Origin of the sequence: Sphaerimonospora sp. CA-214678 (assembly GCF_050942215.1) — a bacterium.
Lineage (GTDB): Bacteria > Actinomycetota > Actinomycetes > Streptosporangiales > Streptosporangiaceae > Sphaerimonospora.
In genome coordinates this window covers 5,119,653-5,138,160 of sequence record NZ_CP192056.1, presented here as the reverse complement: position 1 = coordinate 5,138,160, position 18,508 = coordinate 5,119,653, and the positions used below count along the sequence as shown (strand labels likewise).

The 18,508-nt window shown below is 69.3% G+C and carries 10 protein-coding genes; 4 read left to right on the top strand and 6 right to left on the bottom strand.

The genetic code is table 11. The features are described from left to right. Positions 1-20 precede the first annotated feature (20 nt). Positions 21-1,904 carry an asparagine synthase-related protein gene (locus ACQP1K_RS22935; RefSeq protein ID WP_433497757.1) on the top strand — a complete coding sequence of 628 codons (1,884 nt, stop codon included), beginning with the start codon at positions 21-23 and terminating at the stop codon, positions 1,902-1,904. A 63-nt stretch (positions 1,905-1,967) separates the two neighbouring features. On the opposite strand, the gene sppA is transcribed toward ACQP1K_RS22935, so the two are convergent. Further along, positions 1,968-3,659 (bottom strand): signal peptide peptidase SppA, encoded by a 1,692-nt coding sequence (gene sppA, locus ACQP1K_RS22930; RefSeq protein ID WP_433497756.1) that lies wholly within the window; start codon positions 3,657-3,659, stop codon positions 1,968-1,970. A 197-nt stretch (positions 3,660-3,856) separates the two neighbouring features. Beyond that, positions 3,857-5,452, bottom strand: a complete 1,596-nt coding sequence (locus ACQP1K_RS22925; protein ID WP_433501623.1) for a glycosyl hydrolase family 18 protein — start codon at positions 5,450-5,452, stop codon at positions 3,857-3,859. 267 nt (positions 5,453-5,719) lie between these two features. On the opposite strand from ACQP1K_RS22925, the gene ACQP1K_RS22920 reads away from it, so the two are divergent. Then, the gene (locus ACQP1K_RS22920) at positions 5,720-6,625 is read left to right on the top strand and encodes a hypothetical protein (protein ID WP_433497755.1); all 906 of its coding nucleotides are present in this window, start codon (positions 5,720-5,722) and stop codon (positions 6,623-6,625) included. 37 nt (positions 6,626-6,662) lie between these two features. Here the strand turns inward: ACQP1K_RS22920 and glgB are convergent, their stop codons facing one another. The 4 genes from glgB to ACQP1K_RS22900 all read right to left on the bottom strand — a co-directional run bounded on the left by glgB (position 6,663) and on the right by ACQP1K_RS22900 (position 14,145). Then, on the bottom strand, positions 6,663-8,834 hold the full coding sequence (gene glgB / locus ACQP1K_RS22915; RefSeq protein ID WP_433497754.1) for a 1,4-alpha-glucan branching protein GlgB: 2,172 nt from the start codon (positions 8,832-8,834) through the stop codon (positions 6,663-6,665). Positions 8,835-8,918: 84 nt separating this feature from the next. After that, complete coding sequence (locus ACQP1K_RS22910) at positions 8,919-10,301, bottom strand: maltokinase N-terminal cap-like domain-containing protein (RefSeq protein ID WP_433497753.1); 1,383 nt, start codon at positions 10,299-10,301, stop codon at positions 8,919-8,921. Continuing rightward, positions 10,298-12,031, bottom strand: a complete 1,734-nt coding sequence (gene treS, locus ACQP1K_RS22905) for a maltose alpha-D-glucosyltransferase (RefSeq protein ID WP_433497752.1) — start codon at positions 12,029-12,031, stop codon at positions 10,298-10,300. Before treS ends, ACQP1K_RS22910 begins: the two co-directional genes overlap by 4 nt. A gap of 32 nt (positions 12,032-12,063) precedes the next feature. Next, positions 12,064-14,145 carry an alpha-1,4-glucan--maltose-1-phosphate maltosyltransferase gene (locus ACQP1K_RS22900; protein WP_433497751.1) on the bottom strand — a complete coding sequence of 694 codons (2,082 nt, stop codon included), beginning with the start codon at positions 14,143-14,145 and terminating at the stop codon, positions 12,064-12,066. 726 nt (positions 14,146-14,871) lie between these two features. Here ACQP1K_RS22900 and glgP point away from each other — a divergent pair. Further along, positions 14,872-17,463, top strand: a complete 2,592-nt coding sequence (gene glgP / locus ACQP1K_RS22895; protein WP_433497750.1) for an alpha-glucan family phosphorylase — start codon at positions 14,872-14,874, stop codon at positions 17,461-17,463. An 84-nt stretch (positions 17,464-17,547) separates the two neighbouring features. Continuing rightward, positions 17,548-18,321, top strand: a complete 774-nt coding sequence (locus ACQP1K_RS22890) for an enoyl-CoA hydratase/isomerase family protein (protein WP_433497749.1) — start codon at positions 17,548-17,550, stop codon at positions 18,319-18,321. The last annotated feature ends 187 nt before the right edge of the window (positions 18,322-18,508 follow it).

Below are 18,508 nucleotides of genomic sequence, written 5' to 3'. Positions count from 1 at the left end.
CCCGCTGATGTGAGGTCTTCATGCGTGTGTTCCTCGCCGTGGCGAGCAAGGACGGCCCCTCCGCCGAGCCGCTGCTCGATCAGGTCGCCCGTTTGACGGAGGACCTGATCGAGCAGGTGTTCCCGGTGCCGGCCGGCACCGTGACCTCGGCTCGGCACCGGCTCGCCGGAGCCGTACTGCTCGGCTGGGGCAACGAGGACGGTGCCCCCGCCCGGCCCGAGCTGGTGACCGCCACGCGGGACCGGGCCATCGGCGTCACCGGACGGCTGCTCGACTGGGCCGACGTGGGCAGGCTGCTCGGCTCTTCCTCGATGGGAGAGGTCGCGCGCGGCACGCGCGGCTGCTTCTCCGCGATCCGGATCGAGCCGGGCGGGCTGACCGCCGTCACCGACATGACGCGGGCCTGCGGGATCTTCTACGCGCAGACCCCGGAGCTGCACATCGTCGGAAACCGCGCGCTTCTGGTCCACCTGGTCGCCCGCGGCGGCGGGCCGGTGGCCTGGGACGTGCGTGCCCTGCAGTCGATGGTGCGCCAGGGCTACTTCCTGTCCGACGAGACCCCGTACGACGGCGTCTCCACGCTGCCGCCGTCGTCGACGCTGGTGGTGGACGACGGGACCAGGCGGATCACGACGGCGCCGCTGCCCGGCGTCCGTCCGGGGACCGGATCCGTCCCGACGTCGCGCCGGGGCAGGCGCGCCGCGATCGAGGGGCTGGCCGAGGCGCTGGTGGAGACGGTCAGGCCGCTGACCGACCAGGTCAACCTGGCGCTCACCGGAGGGCGTGACAGCCGGCTCATGGCGGCGCTGCTGCACGCGGCCGAAGTGCCGTTCCGGGTGACCACCAACGGCCTGGACGATCACCCGGACGTCGTGATCGCCCGTCGGATCGCCGCCAGACTGGGCGTCGAGCACAACGTGATCGCGCCCAAACGTACCGAGCGGCGGGACGCGGTGCTGGTGGAGCATCCGCTGCGCCGTACCCATGAGGTGCTGCGCACCTGCGAGGGCATGACCTCCGCGTACGAGAGCATCGTGGAGTATCTGCCCTACAGCCCGAGGCTCACCATGTCCGGGCAGAGCGGGGAGATCCTGCGCGGCGGCTTCCTCTACAGCCAGGGAAATCCCGCGCCGGCGGCGATGCGGCGCCGGGTGGAGGCGTTCTTCCTGAAGGACGAGGCCCTTTTCACCGAGGGCGCCAATGCCCACGCCCGCGAGCTCGCGGCACCGTGGCTGGAACGGGCGGAGGCGGACCCCGCAGGAGCGCTCGACCACATGTACGTCACCTATCGGGTGGGCAGATGGCACGCGGCGGCGCGCGCCGGGTCGCTGCGCAGGGGAGACGCCGTGCAGCCGTTCCTCGACAACCGCGTCGTGGGGGCGGCGCTCGCCCTCGATCCGCTGTGGCGCCGCTCGGAGGAGGTCGTCCACGAGCTGATCGGCATGTTCGCGCCGAAGCTTCGCGGGATTCCGCTCGAAGGCTCCGAGTGGCGGTTCATGGCCGAGCGGACTCCCTCACGGTGGGAGTCGCTGCTCGCCCGGAGACGGTCGTCCGCCCAGCAGAAATCCGCCCAGCAGCAATCGGGCCGGCAGAAATCGGGCACGCAGAAGCCGGCCGCCCCGAAGGGAAAGAAGGGCGCCGGGAGCTGGAACTGGCGGACCAGCCCGGGAGAGCGCCTGACCGCGGTGCTCAGGGACGGCGTGCTCGGTGGCGTCGCGGCCGGTGACGGCGCGCTGTGGGAGATCGTCAGGAAGGACGCCGTCGAGGACATGTTCGCTGCGCCCGTGCTGAGGCAGCCCGCCCTCGCCTGGAACCTCTACACGGTCGGTGCGATGCTGTCCGGGGTCTATCCCGGCGACGCACCCGGAGACCTCGATCCCATCGAGGTGGTCATCCCGACGTGACGGGCACGGGGCGGCGGACGCCCGCCGCCGTGCCGGAGGTTCGGCGCGGCGGCCGAGGCCCGGTCAGCGGATCGTCCACGAACCGGGGAGCACGAGCGGGCCGTACGCCGGCAGCCCGAGATCGGCGGCGATGCGGGCGACCGGGCCCCACGCCTCCAACTGGACGCGGGCACGCGCGGCGGACCGGTCCTCGCTCGACTCCGGTGGACGCAGCCGCTCCAGCGGATGCATGCGCGGATACATCCGTACCGGTGCGTTCTTGGGCAGATCGGCCCGGCGGCGGGCCATGATGAGCGCGTCCTCCAGCCCGCCGATCTCGTCGACCAGGCGGTGTCTCATGGCGTCGGCGCCCGTCCAGACCCGGCCCCTGGCCAGTTCGTGTGCACGGTCACGGTCCAGGCGCCGGCCCTCCGCCACCTTGCCGACGAAGTCGGCGTAGATCCGATCGAGCCAGGCGTTGACCCGCTCCCACTGCCCGTCGGAGAACTCCCGCGTCGTCGAGAACATGCCGGCGTTCGCGCCCTCGGCCACGGTCTCGGTCACCACGCCGAGCTTGCCGAGAAGTTCCCCGATGACGGGCTTGCCGCCGAAAACCCCGATCGACCCGGTCAACGTGCCGGGCTGCGCCACGATCAGATCGGCGGCCATCGAGACGAAGTAACCGCCGGAGGCGGCCAGATCGCCCATCGACACGATGACCGGCTTGCCCGCCTCGCGGGCCAGCACGACCTCGCGCCAGATCGCGTCGGAGGCGACGTACGACCCGCCGGGGCTGTCGACGCGGAACACGATCGCCCTGACCTTCTCGTCCCGCCGGGCCGCGCGCAGCGCCGCGCAGATCGTGTCGGAGCCCATGGCGCCCCCGCCGCCCAGGGGGGACCGCCCGCTGCGTCCGAGCCGGATCGAGCCGCTGCCGTGGACCAGCGCGACGACGTCGGCGGCGGGGCGGGGCAGTCGCCCGGGCAGCGCCGACTTGGCATACCGCGACACGTACAGCAGACGGGCGTCCTCGCCCACGGTCTCGGCGTAGACCTCGTCCCGGTACTTCAACCCGTCCACGAGGCCCGCCTCGACGGCCTCGGCGCCGATGAACGGCCCCTGGTCGATCAGCTGACGGACCCGTTCCGGGTCCAGGGACCGGCCCTCGGCGACGCCGGCCGTGATCTGCTCGGTCACCGACTCGGCGATGCGGGCGGCCGACTCCCGGTGCGCCTCCGTCATGCGGTTCTGGGTGAACATGTTCGCCGCGGTCTTGTACTCGTGGCGCTGGCCGAGCTGGTACTCGACGCCGGCCTTCGCCAGGGCGTCCCGTACGAACTGCTGCTGCAGGGCCACGCCGGTGAGCCCGACGTCGCCGGAGGGCTGCAGATAGACCCGCTCGAACGCGCTGGCCAGGTAGTAGGGGACGGTTCCGGCGCCGAACTCGCCGAACGTCTCGGCGAACGCGACCGTCAGTTTGCCCGCGGCGCGCAGCTTCACCACGGCGGTGCGCAGCTCCTGGACCATGCCGAGGCCGAGCGGAACGCCGCCGATCTTGACGATCAGGGCCTGGACGCGGGGGTCACGCCGGGCTCGCTTGAGGCCGGACAGCACGTCGGTGAGGCGTGCCTTCCGCATGGACAGCAGCGCGCCGAGCGGATCGGCGGGTGGTCCCTCGGCCAGGCCCTCGGTCAGATCCAGTTCCAGTACGAGCGGGGCGGTACGGCGCTGCCGCAGCCTGTCGACGGTCTCCAAGATCGTCTTCGTCGCGTCCATAAATGCCACCTTAAGCGACGGTTTGGCATGCGATGTGGGTACGAGCCGAAACGGAAAGCGGGCCCCCACACCTCTGAGGTGTGGGGGCCCGTGTCGACCGGTCTGGTCACTTCACTTCCGGCGGCCGTTTCACTCCGGCCGGTTCCGGGCCTGCACTCCAGTCCGCCGGCTGCGTTGTTTCAGTCCGTTGGGCTGTGCTACTTCAGTCCATTCGACAGGGCGTTGACCAGCTCGCCGTTGGCGGTGTCACCGCTGAGCTCCCAGAAGAACGTCCCGCCGAGACCCTGGTTCTTGGCGTAGGTCATCTTCCCCGCCAGGGTGGCCGGAGTGTCGTAGCTCCACCAGTTGCTGCCGCAGTGGGCGTAGGCGGTGCCGGCGACGGTTCCGCTGGCCGGACAACTGTTCTTCAGGACCTTGTAGTCCTCGATGCCCGCCTCGTAGGTGCCGGACGCCGCACCGGTCGCGGTGCCACCCGGTGCGCTCTGGGTGACGCCGGTCCAGCCGCGGCCGTAGAAGCCGACGCCGAGCAGGAGCTTGCTCGCCGGCACGCCCTTGTTCTTCAGCTTCTGGATCGCCGCGTCGCTGTTGAAGTGCGCGATCGGAATGCCGCTGTAGGAGGTGAGCGGCGAGTGCGGAGCCGTCGGGCCCGTCGTGTCCCAGGCGCCGAAGAAGTCGTACGTCATCACGTTGTACCAGTCGAGGTACTGCGCCGCGCCGGAGTAGTCTGCGAGGTCCAGCTTGCCGCCCGAGCCGGCGTCGGCGGTGATCGCCGCGGTGATGAGGTAGTTCTTGCCGAACTTGTTGCGCAGCGCCCGCACCAGGTCGGTGAGCGCGTTCGGACCGCTGCTGTCACAGGTCAGACCGCAGGCGTTCGGATACTCCCAGTCGATGTCGATGCCGTCGAACACATCCGCCCAGCGCGGGTCCTCGACGAGGTTGTAGCAGGAGTCGGCGAAGGCCGCGGGGTTCTTCGACGCCTGGCCGAAGCCACCGGACCAGGTCCAGCCACCGAAGGAGTACAGGATCTTGATGTGCGGATACTGGGCCTTCAGCTTGCGCAACTGGTTGAAGGCGCCGCGCAGCGCGTTGGGGTTGTCCCAGGTGTCCGCCTGGCCGTCCACGCTGTTGGCGGTGGTGTAGGCCATGTCGTAGTCGGCGTAGGAGTCACCGATCGTGCACTGACCGTTGGTGACGTTGCCGAACGCGTAGTTGATGTGCGTGAGCTTGGCGGCCGAGCCACTGGTCACGATGTTCTTGACGAAGTACTGACGGCCGTAGACGCCCCAGTTGGTGAAGTAGCCGATGACCTTCTTGCCGCCCGGCCCGGAAGTCGGCGTCGGCGTCGGGGTGGGGGTCGGTGTCGGTGTCGGCGTGGGAGTGGGGGTCGGTGTGGGCGTGGGGATCGAGCCGCCCCCGCACGGTGCGCCGTTGAGCGTGCAGTTCAGCGGCGTGAACCCGCCGCCGGGCGCGCCGATGAAGCCGAAGCTGGCCGAGCCGCCGGCCGGCAGCCCGCCGCTCCACGAGGGGTTGGAGAAGGAGTAGTGGTTGCCGTTCCTGGTCATACCGGTGTCCCAGGCGGAGCTGATCGTGGTGCCGGACGGCACGTCGAACTCCACTTTCCAGGTCGACAGGGCGGACGATCCCGCCTTGATCGTGAACTTGCCCTGGAAGCCCGTGCCCCAGTCGTAGTCGGTCGAGTAGGTGGCGGTCGCCGAGGTGGCGGCGGAGGAGGCGGTCCCGATGGCCAGCGGCGCGATCAACACGGCGCCCGCTACCAGGGACCCCAGCAGCATTCTTCGCAAGTCTCGCTCCAGGTAGGGGGTGTCCCGGAAACTCATAGGAAAGTTTCCTATCAGTTAATCCTGGAGCTTACGTTCGCGTTGGCCGCGGGTCAACACCCTGGTGGCCGGTTAATCTCCATTTAAGGCACCACTAAGGCTTTTCCGGTCGAGATCTCCGGCCGCTACGCGCTCTCTCGAGCTGCCGCATTGAGTAACAAGGCGATTACGGAAAGTGTCTTCACTCCGCTTCACCTGTGCCTTCAGGTCTACCGTCACCATGTGCCAACCGCCGAACACGAAGCCGTGGTCCGTCTGTTCCGCGAGCGACCCGATCTGGCCGCCGATCTCCTCGTGCATTCGCTGGACGTCGAACTGCCCGACTACGACTACGCCGGCATCGAATCGGCCGACCTGACCGAGGTCACCCCTACCGAACGCCGTTCCGATTCGGTCGTGGTCTTCCGCCGTAAGCACTCCGATGACGACCCGAAGCCCGTCCTGGGCGTGATCGTGGAGGTTCAGCGCGGCCGCGACACCGACAAGCTCTGGTCCTGGCCGATGTACCTCACCAGCCTGCGCGCCCGCCTGGAATGCCCGGCGGTCCTGCTGGTGATCTGTCCCAATGCCCCGGCGGCCCACTGGTGCTCACGCCCCATCGACCTGGGCCATCCCGGGCTGGTGCTGACGCCGCTCGTCGTCGGACCCACCGAAGTCCCGCTCGTCACCGACCCCGTCCGGGCGGCCGAAGACGTCGAGCTGGCCGTGCTGTCGGTCATCCACCACGCCGACACGCCTCAGGGGCCCGAGATCCTCGGCGCCCTGTTCACCGCGCTGCACAATCTCGATAACGACCAGGCGAGTATGTACGCTGACATGGTGCGTGCGGCGCTCTCCCAAGAGGTCTGGGATCATTTGGAGAAGCAGTTGAAGGCCGAGAACTACGAGTACCTCAGCGACTGGGCCCGTGACAACATCGCCAGGGGCAAAGCGGAGGGCAAAGCGGAGGGAAGGGCCGAGGGCAAGGCGGAGGCGATCCTCGAGGTCCTGTCCGCCCGCGACATCGAGGTGCCCGACAGCTTCCGTGACAAGATCAGAAAGTGCGACGACCTCGACCGGCTCGACGCCTGGATCCGAGTCGCCGCCACGATCGAGTCGGTGGACGCCCTGCTGGGCGAGGACCTCTGAGCACAGACTCCACCGGGCCGTCAGACCGGCCGGTCGATCAGGCCGGCCCTTCCGGAGCGATCTCGGTGCCGGTCGACGGGCGCAGCCATACCGCACCCAGCGGCGGCACGCGGAGCCGCGCCGAGTAGGGCTGACCATGGTGGGGGACCTCGTCCGTCCGGACCACGCCGAGGTTGCCGACGCCGCTGCCGGCGTATTCGTAGGCGTCCGTGTTGAGGATCTCCTCCCATACGCCGCCGAGCGGAAGGCCGAGATGGTAGTCCTCGTGCGGGGAACCGGAGAAGTTGGCCACGCAGGCGAGCACCGAGCCGTCCACGCCGTACCGCAGGAAGGAGAACGTGTTGCCCGCGGCGTCGTCCGCGTCGATCCACCGGAAGCCGTCGGGTGTGAAGTCCTGTGAGTACAGCGCGGGCGTCCGCCGATAGATCCGGTTGAGGTCGCGGACCAGACGCCGCACCCCCTGATGGAAGTCGAAGTCCAGCACCCACCAGTCCAGGCCGGCGGCCTCCGACCACTCCGCGCCCTGGCCGAACTCGCCGCCCATGAACAGCAGCTGCTTGCCGGGGTGCGCCCACATGAACGCGTACAGCGCCCGGAGGTTGGCGAAGCGCTGCCACTCGTCGCCCGGCATCTTGCCGAGCAGGGAGCCCTTCAGATGGACGACCTCGTCGTGCGAGAGCGGCAGCACGAAGTTCTCAGAGAAGGCGTACATGAGGGAGAACGTCATCTGGTGGTGGTGATACTGCCGGAAGATCGGCTCATGGGCGAGGTAGGCGAGCGTGTCGTGCATCCAGCCCATGTTCCACTTGAAGCCGAAGCCGAGCCCGCCGAGATGCGTCGGCCGCGACACCCCCGGCCAGGCCGTCGACTCCTCGGCGATCGTGACGATGCCGGGGACCTCGCGATAGCAGACCGCGTTCGTCTCCTTCAGGAACTCGATCGCGTCGAGGTTCTCCCTGCCCCCGTGGATATTGGGGGTCCACTCGCCGTCCCGGCGTGAGTAGTCCAGATAGAGCATCGAGGCCACCGCGTCCACCCGCAGCCCGTCGATGTGGAACTCGGTCAGCCAGAAGAGGGCGTTGGCCACCAGGAAGTTGCGCACCTCGTGGCGGCCGAAGTCGAAGATGTAGGTGCCCCAGTCCGGGTGCTCGCCCCGCCGCGGATCCGCGTGCTCGTACAGCGGTGTGCCGTCGAAACGGGCCAGCGCCCACTCGTCGGTCGGGAAGTGGGCGGGCACCCAGTCGACGATCACGCCGATGCCGGCCCGGTGCAGCTCGTCCACGAGATGGCGGAAGTCGTCGGGGGTGCCGAACCGCGAGGTCGGCGCGTAGTACGACGTGACCTGGTAGCCCCACGACCCGCCGAAGGGATGCTCGGCCACCGGCAGGAACTCCACGTGCGTGAAGCCCATGTCCGTGACGTACTCGACCAGCTGGACCGCGAGATCCCGGTAGGACAGACCGGGCCGCCAGGAGCCGAGGTGCACCTCGTAGACGCTCATCGGCTCGGCTCGCGCGTCGCGGTCCGGCCGGGCCGACATCCACGCCTCGTCGTCCCAGGCGTACTCGGACCGCTCGACGATGGAGGCGGTGGCCGGCGGCACCTCGGTGCGTCGGGCCATGGGGTCGGCCTTCTCCCGCCAGACCCCGTCCACGCCGAGGATCTGGAACTTGTAGCGGGCGCCCGGCCCGATCCCGGGGAGGAACAGCTCCCAGATGCCCGACCTGCCGAGCGAGCGCATCGGGTGGGCGACGCCGTCCCAGTGGTTGAAGTCGCCGATCACGCGCACGCCCCGCGCGCTCGGCGCCCAGACAGTGAAAGCCGTGCCGTCGACGTCCTCGTGGCGCATGACCCGGGCGCCGAGCGCCTCCCACAGCCGCTCGTGCCGTCCCTCGCCGATCAGATGCAGGTCCAGCTCGCCCAGCGTCGGCCAGTGCCGGTACGGATCGTCCGTTTCGTACGGCGGGGCCTGCGGATAGGTGATCCGGAGCCGGTAGGCGGGGACCTTGTCCAGCCCCGGAACGGTCACCTCGAACACCCCGTGGGCGACGTGGGTCAGCTCGTGCGCCGTGCCGTCGACGAGGGCCTCGACCTTCTCGGCGAGGGGACGCAGCGCGCGGATCGTCACCCCGTCGGATCCGCTTAGATGGGCGCCGAGAATCGAGTGGGGGTCGTGATGAGCGCCACCGGCCAGCCGATCGAGATCCATGCCCTAACCCTGCCCCACACAAGGCCCTCATCACCACTGGCGCCGTCGACCGAACGCATCGTCCGGCGGCCTTTCTTCTCCGGTTTACGAGTCGCGGCTCCCGGCGAAGGCGGCGAGCGGGATCGGAAGCCAGGCCGGGCGGTTGCGCGACTCGTAGACGACCTCGTAGACCGCCTTGCTCAGTTCGAGCGCCCGGAGCAGTACGGCGTCGTCGCCGCGGATGTGCCCGCCGCCCTCGGTGTAACCCGCGAGGAAGGCGGCCCGGTTGCGGGTCGACCACTCGAGGGCCCGGCCCTCCAGCGACGCGGCCTCCGGATGGTCGGCCAGCAGGTGCCTGGCGGCGTAGTCGAACGACCGCAGCATCCCGGCGACGTCGCGCAGCGGCGAGTCGAGCGCGCGCCGCTCGGCCAGCGGCTGGCCCGGTTCGCCCTCGAAGTCCAGCACCACCCAGTCGACCGGGGTGCGCATCACCTGGCCGAGGTGGTAGTCGCCGTGCACCCGCTGGACGGGCACGCCGTGCCCGAGCTCCGCCAGCCGGTCGAACGCCCGGCCCGCGACGTCGGCGTGCTCGCCGAGCGCGGGCACCTCGGCGACCGCCTGGTCCAGCCGGCGGCGGAACAGCTCGGTCAGCCGTTTGATGTCGGCCGGTTCGATCGTCCCGGTGGGGAACACCTCCGCGAGCTGGCGATGCACCTCGGCGGTGGCGGTGCCGAGACGGAAGGACTCGGCGGCGAAATCACCGCCGGCCTCTTCCGCCGGCACGTCCTCCGGGCTGGCATACAGGTCGCGGACGCTGGTGAGCGCCATCGTCCAGCCGTCGCCCGCGTTGGACAGGAACTCCTGCATGATCGCCAACGTCGTGGGCTCCTTGCCCGGCGGGTCGTCGCCCACCGGTGCCTCGATCCAGCCGTACGGCCTGGCCACGTGGACGGACCCCGCGGCCGCCAGGCCGGTGACGATCTCCAGCTCCGGGTTCGTTCCCGGGGTGAGCTGGCGGAACAGCTTGAGTATGTACCTGTCGCCGTAGACCAGCGAGGTGTTGGACTGCTCGGCGGTCAGCACCAGGCTCCGCTGGCCGGTGTCGATGTCCGTACCGGGCACGCGATGGAAGGCGAGGTCTCCCACCCGCAGTCCGCCGGCCATGCCCGCCAGCAGGTCGGAGGTGAGCGCGGCGTCGTGAGCGGCGTCGTACAGATAGCGTTCGTCCTCGCCCGGCCACCGGCAGGTTCCGATCAGGACGTGCTTCAGCCGCTCGGGCAGCTCGGCGCGCAGGCCGGCCAGCAGCTGGTAGCGCGTCCGCCGGTCCGCCTGCCGTACGGACACGATCAGGTGGACCAGTCCCGGGTCGCCCGGCCGGATCTCGGTCAGGGAGTCGATGGACAGGTCGTCGATGGCGTGGCCCTTGCCGGCGAACCACCGCTGCTCGGTGAGCCAACCGGCGAGAAGCCCCTGCGGTGCTGTCGTCACTCCTCCTTCGGGTCGGCCGCCCTCTTGATCGCGGGCAGAGTGAACCAGTAGAACCCATGCCCGGGGAGCGTCAAAAGATACGGGAGCTCGCCGATCGGCGGGAAGGGCACTCCGCCCATGCACTCCACCGGCGTGGCGCCCTCGAACCTGCGCAGGTCGAGCTCCACCGGCTGGGGGAAGCGGGAGAGGTTGTTGACGCACATCACCCGGTCGTCGCCCAGCTCACGGACGAACGCGAGCACGCTGGGGTTGGAGGAGTTCAGCTCGGTGAACTCGCCGAGGCCGAACACCGGATGGCGCTTGCGGATCTCGATCATCCGCTTGGTGAAGTGGAGCAGCGAGCCCGCCTGCTTCTGCTGTGCCTCGACGTTGATGGCCTGGTAGCCGTAGATCGGGTCCATGATCACGGGAAGATAGAGGCGGCCGGGATCGCAGGTGGAGAAGCCGGCGTTGCGGTCGGGGGTCCACTGCATCGGCGTACGGACCCCGTCGCGGTCGCCCAGCCAGATGTTGTCGCCCATGCCGATCTCGTCGCCGTAGTACATCACGGGCGAGCCCGGCAGGCTGAACAGCAGCGCCGTGAACAGCTCGATCTGGTTGCGGTCGTTGTCGAGGAGCGGCGCGAGGCGACGGCGGATGCCGACGTTCGCCCGCATCCTGGGGTCCTTGGCGTACTCGGAGTACATGTAGTCGCGCTCTTCGTCGGTCACCATCTCGAGCGTGAGCTCGTCGTGGTTGCGCAGGAAGATGCCCCACTGGCAGTTCTCCGGGATCTTGGGCGTCTGGGCCAGGATCTCCGAGATCGGATAGCGGGACTCGCGTCGTACGGCCATGAAGATGCGCGGCATCAGCGGGAAGTGGAAGGCCATGTGGCACTCGTCGCCGCCGGTGACCGGGTCGCCGAAGTACTCCACCACGTCGGCCGGCCACTGGTTGGCCTCCGCGAGCAGTACCCGGTCGGGGTAGAGCCGGTCCACCTCGGCCCTGACCCGCTTGAGGTAGGCGTGGGTCTCCGGCAGGTTCTCGCAGTTGGTGCCTTCCTGCTCGAACAGGTAGGGGATGGCGTCGAGCCGGAAGCCGTCGATGCCGAGGTCGAGCCAGAACCTGATGACCTCCATCATCGCGTCCTGCACGTCCGGGTTCTCGTAGTTGAGGTCCGGCTGGTGATGGAAGAAGCGGTGCCAGTAGTACTGGCCGCGTACGGGATCGTATGTCCAGTTGGACGACTCGGTGTCGACGAAGATGATCCGGGCGTCCGGATACCCCTCGTCGCTGTCGCTCCAGACGTAGAAGTCGCCGTACGGACCGTCGGGGTCGGCACGCGAGGCCTGGAACCACGGGTGCTGGTCGCTGGTGTGGTTCATGACGAGGTCGGCGATCACCCGGATGCCGCGCTTGTGCGCCTCGTCGACCAGGCGGATGAAGTCCCCCAGGTCGCCGAACTCCGGGAGGATCTTCATATAGTCGGAAATGTCGTATCCGCCGTCCCGGAGGGGCGACTCGTACAGCGGCAGCAGCCACAGGCAGTCGACGCCGAGCCACTGGAGATAGTCGAGCTTGTCGATGAGCCCGCGGATGTCCCCGGTGCCGTCCCCGTTGGAGTCGGCGAAACCGCGGATCAGCACTTCGTAGAAGACGGCTCTTTTGAACCAGTACTGATCCCGCGGCTTCTCGTGCGTGAACGTGTTCGGGACGGGCTGGCTGTGGCTTGGATGAGGTGTCGAGCTCACCTGTGGACTCCCCGGGATGTGCAGGGCCGCGCTCACGAGCGGTGCGCTGACCCGTGGCGAAGCGTGAAGATGTGTGCGGGATTGATGTGCGGGTCGAGGCGCACGTAGTTGGCCTGCCCCCAGCGGTACGACTCGCCCGACAGTTGGTCGTCCACGACGAACTCGGCTTGCCAGTCGAGACCGAGGGCGGGCATGTCCAGGTGGACCGTCGCCTCGCGAGTGTTGTGCGGATCCAGATTGACGACGGCCAGTACGACATCGCCTAGCCCGTGCCTTCGTGTGGCCGTGTCATAGGCGCCGGACAGCCGCTTTGAGAAGCAGATCAGATCCGGCTGGTCGACGTTGTGGAACCGTAGGTTACGCAATTCCTGGAGCGCCGGGTGGGCTCTTCGCAACAAATTGAGCCGGGTAATGAATGGGGCAAGACTCCGTCCTTCCCGCTCCGCGACGGCCCAGTCACGCGGCTTGTACTGATATTTCTCGCTATCTAGGTATTCCTCGCTGCCTGGCCTTACCGGGGCGTTCTCGCCAAGTTCGTACCCAGAGTAGACGCCCCAGGTCGGCGACATGAGCGCGGCCAGCACGGCGCGGATCTTGAATGCCGGCATGCCCCCGTGCTGCAGGTACTCGTGCAGGATGTCGGGCGTGTTCACGAAGAGGTTCGGCCGCAGGTAGTGCGAGGTCTCCCGGCTCAGCTCCGACAGATAGTCCTCCAGCTCCGGCTTGGTGTTGCGCCAGGTGAAGTACGTGTACGACTGGTGGAAGCCGATCATCGCGAGCGTCCGCAGCATCGGCGGCCGGGTGAACGCCTCGGCCAGGAACAGCACGTCGGGGTCGGTCTCCTGGATGTCGGCCAGCAGCCGCTCCCAGAAGGAGACCGGCTTGGTGTGCGGGTTGTCGACCCGGAAGATCCGTACGCCGTGCTCCATCCAGTGCCGGATCACCCGGCGCACCTCGGCGTAGATCCCCTCGGGATCCTTGTCGAAGTTCAGCGGGTAGATGTCCTGATATTTCTTCGGCGGGTTCTCCGCGTAGGCGATGCTCCCGTCGGCCCGGATGTTGAACCACTCCGGGTGATCCTTCACCCAGGGGTGGTCGGGGGAGCACTGCAGGGCGAGGTCGAGCGCGATCTCCATGCCGAGCTCGCGCGCCCGCGCCACGAAGACGTCGAAGTCCTCGATCGTGCCGAGGTCGGGGTGGATCGCGTCGTGCCCGCCGTCTTCCGAGCCGATCGCCCAGGGCGACCCCGGGTCGTACGGCTCGGGCGTGAGCGTGTTGTTGCGTCCCTTGCGGAACTGGTAGCCGATCGGGTGGATCGGGGGAAGGTAGACGACGTCGAACCCCATCTGGGCGATGGCGGGCAGTCGCTGCTGCGCAGTCCGGAAATTTCCGGATACGGGGGGAGCGTCCTTCTCGATGACCGCGCCCTCCGAGCGCGGGAAGAACTCGTACCAGGAGCCGAACAGCGCGCGTCGCCGGTCCACCCGCACCCGCTGGCGGCCCGACCGGGTCAGCAGGTCGCGCAGGGGATGCGCCGCGATCAGCGCGGCCGTCTCCGGCAGTTGCGCCGCGGCGAACCGGGCACGCGGGTCGACGTCCTCGTCGCGCAGCCGTGCCGCGACGGCCAGCAGCGCCGCGCGATGCCCGCACGCCTGGCCGCGCCGGTCCGCCTGCGCCGAGTCCTGCGCCGAGCCGTGCGGTGCGGCGGGGCAGTCGGCCGGCCGTACGGCCTTCGCCGCCCGTTCGAACAGCCGAGCGCCCTCCTCGCACATGAGGTCGGCGTCGATGCCGCGTGGAATCTTGATGCCCGCGTCGTGCAGCCAGGTGGCGATGGGGTCGCCCCAGGCCTCCACGCGGAACTGCCACAGACCCTCGGCGGGCAGCGACACCTCCACGCTCCATCGGTCGGTGCCGGGGGCGGTCTCGCGCATGGGGAGCAGACGTCCCGGTTTCCCGTCGGGGTCGATGAGCACGACGCCGGCGGCCACCGCGTCGTGTCCCTCGCGGAACACGGTCGCGCTGATCTCGAACGTCTCGCCGGCGGCCGCCTTGGCGGGCCGGCGCCCGCAGTCCACGACGGGCTCGATGCCCTGGATGGGAATTCTTCCGATCATCGTTACTCAACTTACGGTCGTGTCTGACAGAGCATGTACTGTGATGTGCGGCCCAGACGGCGCCTCGCCGCGTCGGCGCCCCGCTTCCGCGGGGCGTCCGCGGGGCCCGAGGTGTTCGCCCTAAGGACTCCGGCTATGGTCCTCCTCCTTCTTGCGATGCGTCCGTCTGGATCCGCGCTCGCGACGTACGGCGTTCGTCAGACATTTCCTGGGACGGCACACCGGGCGCCGTCGTGCTCTCCGAGGAAAGATTTGCTCTTCACTTGTCCAAGTCGCTCTGTCCTGGCCCGGTCGGGGGTGGCGCGGGCCGAGCGGCACGAGCCGGGCAGCACGATGTCGGGGTCCGTCGCCGGGCCCGTTCTTCGGTCATACAGGAGGTGCCCCAATAGTGCACTGTTACCCCTGCCGACGAAAGACATCAACGACCGGCCGGTCCGTGTTTGGGTCGCTCTTCTGGGGAGATCGATCATTACGGAGATCGCCGTGTGGTCGGGACGCGCGTCACGTAGATGAGTGTAGTTTGGTGTGGTTTGTTCCGGTTGTTGGTGGTTAGTGAGCATAAGGGAGTTTTAGGAAGGTCGGGGGCGTCGGATCGGCGGCGCCTCCGCTGGAGCGTGTCTGACGAGCGCCGTCCGTCGCGGGCGGGACATGATTTGTCAGAGACGACCCAGGGACAAGAGTGTTTCGGTCGCGCGTCGTGGCGCTGAGTAACTAGGGTCTGGCCCCGTGAGAGCAATCCGCAGGTTCACCGTTCGCACAGTTCTTCCCGCCCCGCTCGCCCCGCTCGGCGAGCTGGTCCGCAACCTCCGATGGTCGTGGCACCCGGAGACGATGGACCTGTTCGCCGAGGTGGATCCCGAGATCTGGGAGCGGGTCGAGCACGATCCCGTCGCACTGCTCGGCGCCGTCGAGGCCGATCGGCTGCAGGCGCTCGCCCAGGACCGGCGCTTCCTTCGCAAACTGGCGGACGCGGCCGACGACCTGCGCGAGTACATGAGCGCCCCGCGGTGGTACCAGTCACTCGAAGGCGCGCCGGCCGCCATCGGCTACTTCTCGCCCGAGTACGGCATCGCCGCCGCCCTGCCGCAGTACTCCGGCGGTCTCGGCATCCTGGCCGGAGACCATTTGAAGGCCGCCAGCGACCTCGGCGTGCCCATCCTCGGCGTCGGCCTGCTCTACCGGCACGGCTACTTCTCCCAGTCGCTGTCGGCCGAGGGCTGGCAGCTCGAGCACTACCCCTCACTCGACCCGGGCGGGCTGCCGCTCACCCTGCTCAGGGAGGAGGACGGCGCCCCGGCCAAGGTGGCGATCCGCCTGCCGGGCTCCCGCATGCTGCACGCCCAGATCTGGGTGGCGCAGGTCGGCCGGGTGCCGCTGCTGCTGCTCGACTCCGACGTCGCCGAGAACGACGCCGCCGGCCGGGACGTGACCGACCGGCTCTACGGCGGCGGCGGCGATCACCGGCTGATGCAGGAGCTGCTGCTCGGCATCGGCGGCGTACGCGCGCTGCGCGCCTACTGCCGGATCGCCGGCCATCCCGAGCCCGAGGTGTTCCACACCAACGAGGGTCACGCCGGCTTCCTCGGCCTGGAGCGCATCCGCGAGCTCACCGAGGCCCGGCTGTCTTTCGAGGAGGCGCTGGAAGCGGTACGCGCCGGCACCGTCTTCACCACCCACACCCCCGTGCCCGCGGGGATCGACCGGTTCCCGATGGACATGATCGCCCGGCAGTTCGGCGGCGACAACGCGTGGCCGACCGTGAGCGTGGAGCGGATCCTGGAGCTCGGCGCCGAGCCGGAGGGCCCCGACTCCGACAAGGCGGTCTTCAACATGGCCGTCATGGGGATGCGGCTGGCCCAGCGGGTCAACGGCGTGTCCGAGCTGCACGGCCACGTCAGCCGAGAGATGTTCCGCGGCCTGTGGCCGGGCTTCGACGTCGACGAGGTGCCGATCGGGTCGATCACGAACGGCGTGCACGCGCCCACCTGGGTCGGCCGCGAGATCATCGAGCTGGTGGGCGCCGAGTCCGTCCGGGAGGGCATGGAGGGCTGGGACCGGGTACGCGGGCTCTCCGACGCCGAGATCTGGCGGATCCGCGGCGATCTGCGTGCCCGCCTGGTGACCGAGGCGCGCCGGCGGCTCCGGCGCTCCTGGCGGCAGCGGGGTGCGGCGGAGGCCGAGCTGGGCTGGGTCGACGAGGCGCTCGACCCCGGCGTGCTGACCATCGGCTTCGCCCGGCGGGTGCCGTCGTACAAGCGGCTCACGCTCATGCTCAGCGATCCCGAGCGGCTCAGGCGGCTGCTGCTCGACCCGGACAAGCCGGTTCAGATCGTCATCGCGGGGAAGGCGCACCCGGCCGACGAGGGCGGCAAGAAGCTCATCCAGCAGATCGTGCGGTTCGCCGACGAGGAGGGCGTACGGCATCGCATCGTCTTCCTGCCCGACTACGACATGGCCCTCGCGCAGTTCCTGGTCACCGGCTCCGACGTGTGGATGAACAACCCGCTGCGCCCGCTCGAGGCGTGCGGCACCTCCGGCATGAAGGCCGCGCTCAACGGCGGCCTCAACCTGTCCGTCCTGGACGGCTGGTGGGACGAGTGGTTCGACGGCAACAACGGCTGGGCCATCCCCAGCGCGGACGGTGTCGACGACCCCGACCGGCGTGACGAGCTCGAGGCCGCCGGGCTGTACGACCTGATCGAGCGCGAGGTGGCCGACCGCTTCTACGACCGGGCCGCCGACGGGCTGCCGCGCCGGTGGCTGGAGATGGTCAAGCACACGCTGGGCTCGCTCGGGCCGAAGGTCCTCGCCGGGCGCATGCTGCGCGGGTACGTCATGGACCTCTACGCGCCCGCCGCGCACTCGGCGCGTACGCTCGCGGGCAACGCGTACGAGAACGCGAAGCTGTTCGCGGCGTGGAAGCTCCGGGTCACCCGGGCCTGGCCGGGGGTGCGGGTCGAGCATGTCGAGGCCACCGGCATCGGGGACACCCCGGAGCTGGGGGCGCGCCTGGAGGTGCGGGCGACGATCGCGCTGGGCGAGCTGTCGCCGGAGGACCTGCGGATCCAGGCGGCCTACGGCCGGGTCGGCACCCACGACGAGCTGATCGACCCCGACTACGTGACGCTGAAGCCGGACGGGGTCGGCGACGACGGGCGGGCGCACTACACCGGTGTGGTGCCGCTGGACCGGACCGGCGCTTTCGGGTACACCGTCAGGGCCGTCCCGTTCCACCCGCTGATGGCGTCCCCGGCCGAGCTCGGGCTCGTCGTCGTCCCCGAGGAGCCCGTCGGTATGACCAACGGCACCCTGCGCTGAGCTCGGCTGATCACGGTCCTTCTAGGGTGGTGCCTGGCGGAGAAGTCGAAGCGGCCGGTCGAACCGGTGGAAGGGTGATGGCGCATGGGTGAGTTCGTGAGCGTGGAGATCGCCGACCATATCGCCACCATCCGGCTCGACCGGCCGAAGCTGAACGCGCTGAACCGGCAGATGCAGGAGGAGATCGCCGAGGCCGCGCGCCTGGTCGACACCGACCCCGCGGTGCACGCCGTGATCCTCTACGGCGGCGAGCGGTCGTTCGCCGCCGGGGTGGACATCAAGGAGATGTCCGCCATGCCGTACGTGGAGATGGCGGTCCAGTCGCGCTCGTTGCAGGACTGCTTCAACGCGGTCGCCGGCATCGGCAAGCCGGTCGTCGCGGCGATCGCCGGGTACGCCCTGGGCGGCGGCTGTGAGCTGGCCCTCTGCGCCGACTTCCGGGTCGCGGGCGAGAGCGCGATGCTGGGGCAGCCCGAGATCAGGCTGGGCATCATCCCGGGAGCCGGGGGGACCCAGCGCCTGCCCCGGCTCGTGGGCCCGGCCAGGGCGAAGGACCTGATCTTCACCGGGCGCCACGTGGACGCGGGCGAGGCACTCGCCATCGGCCTGGTCGACCGGGTGGTGCCCGATGCCGAGGTCTACACGGCCGCCCTCGAACTGGCCGCCACCTTCGTGCAGGGGCCGGTGGCGGCCGTGCGGGCCGCCAAGCAGGCGATCGACCGGGGGCTGGAGACCGACCTCGACACCGGTCTGGAGATCGAGCGGCTCCAGTTCTCCGGCCTGTTCGCGACCGAGGACGCCCGGGAGGGCATGACCGCCTTCACCGAGAAGCGCCGCCCCGAATTCACCGGCCGCTGAGGGCGGCCCGACGGCACACCAGGCGGGCGGCGGGTCATGAAAGGTACAGTCAAGTTCGCCGCCTGCCTGCTGTAAGAAGTGGATGAACGGCCAGGTCGTGAGGTTTCAGACGAGCGGTCCCGTGGTGACCGCGGCTTGACTTCGTTGGCCTTATATCCAAACTAACCGCGGTCAGTTACGCTCGCGG

Excerpts from the sequence above, each read along its gene's own strand:
- sppA (WP_433497756.1), bottom strand. The coding sequence starts at position 3,659 with ATGGACGCGACGAAGACGATCTTGGAGACCGTCGACAGGCTGCGGCAG.
- ACQP1K_RS22900 (WP_433497751.1), bottom strand. The coding sequence starts at position 14,145 with ATGATCGGAAGAATTCCCATCCAGGGCATCGAGCCCGTCGTGGACTGC.
- glgB (WP_433497754.1), bottom strand. The coding sequence starts at position 8,834 with ATGGATCTCGATCGGCTGGCCGGTGGCGCTCATCACGACCCCCACTCG.
- ACQP1K_RS22890 (WP_433497749.1), top strand. The coding sequence starts at position 17,548 with ATGGGTGAGTTCGTGAGCGTGGAGATCGCCGACCATATCGCCACCATC.
- ACQP1K_RS22925 (WP_433501623.1), bottom strand. The coding sequence starts at position 5,452 with ATGCTGCTGGGGTCCCTGGTAGCGGGCGCCGTGTTGATCGCGCCGCTG.
- ACQP1K_RS22935 (WP_433497757.1), top strand. The coding sequence starts at position 21 with ATGCGTGTGTTCCTCGCCGTGGCGAGCAAGGACGGCCCCTCCGCCGAG.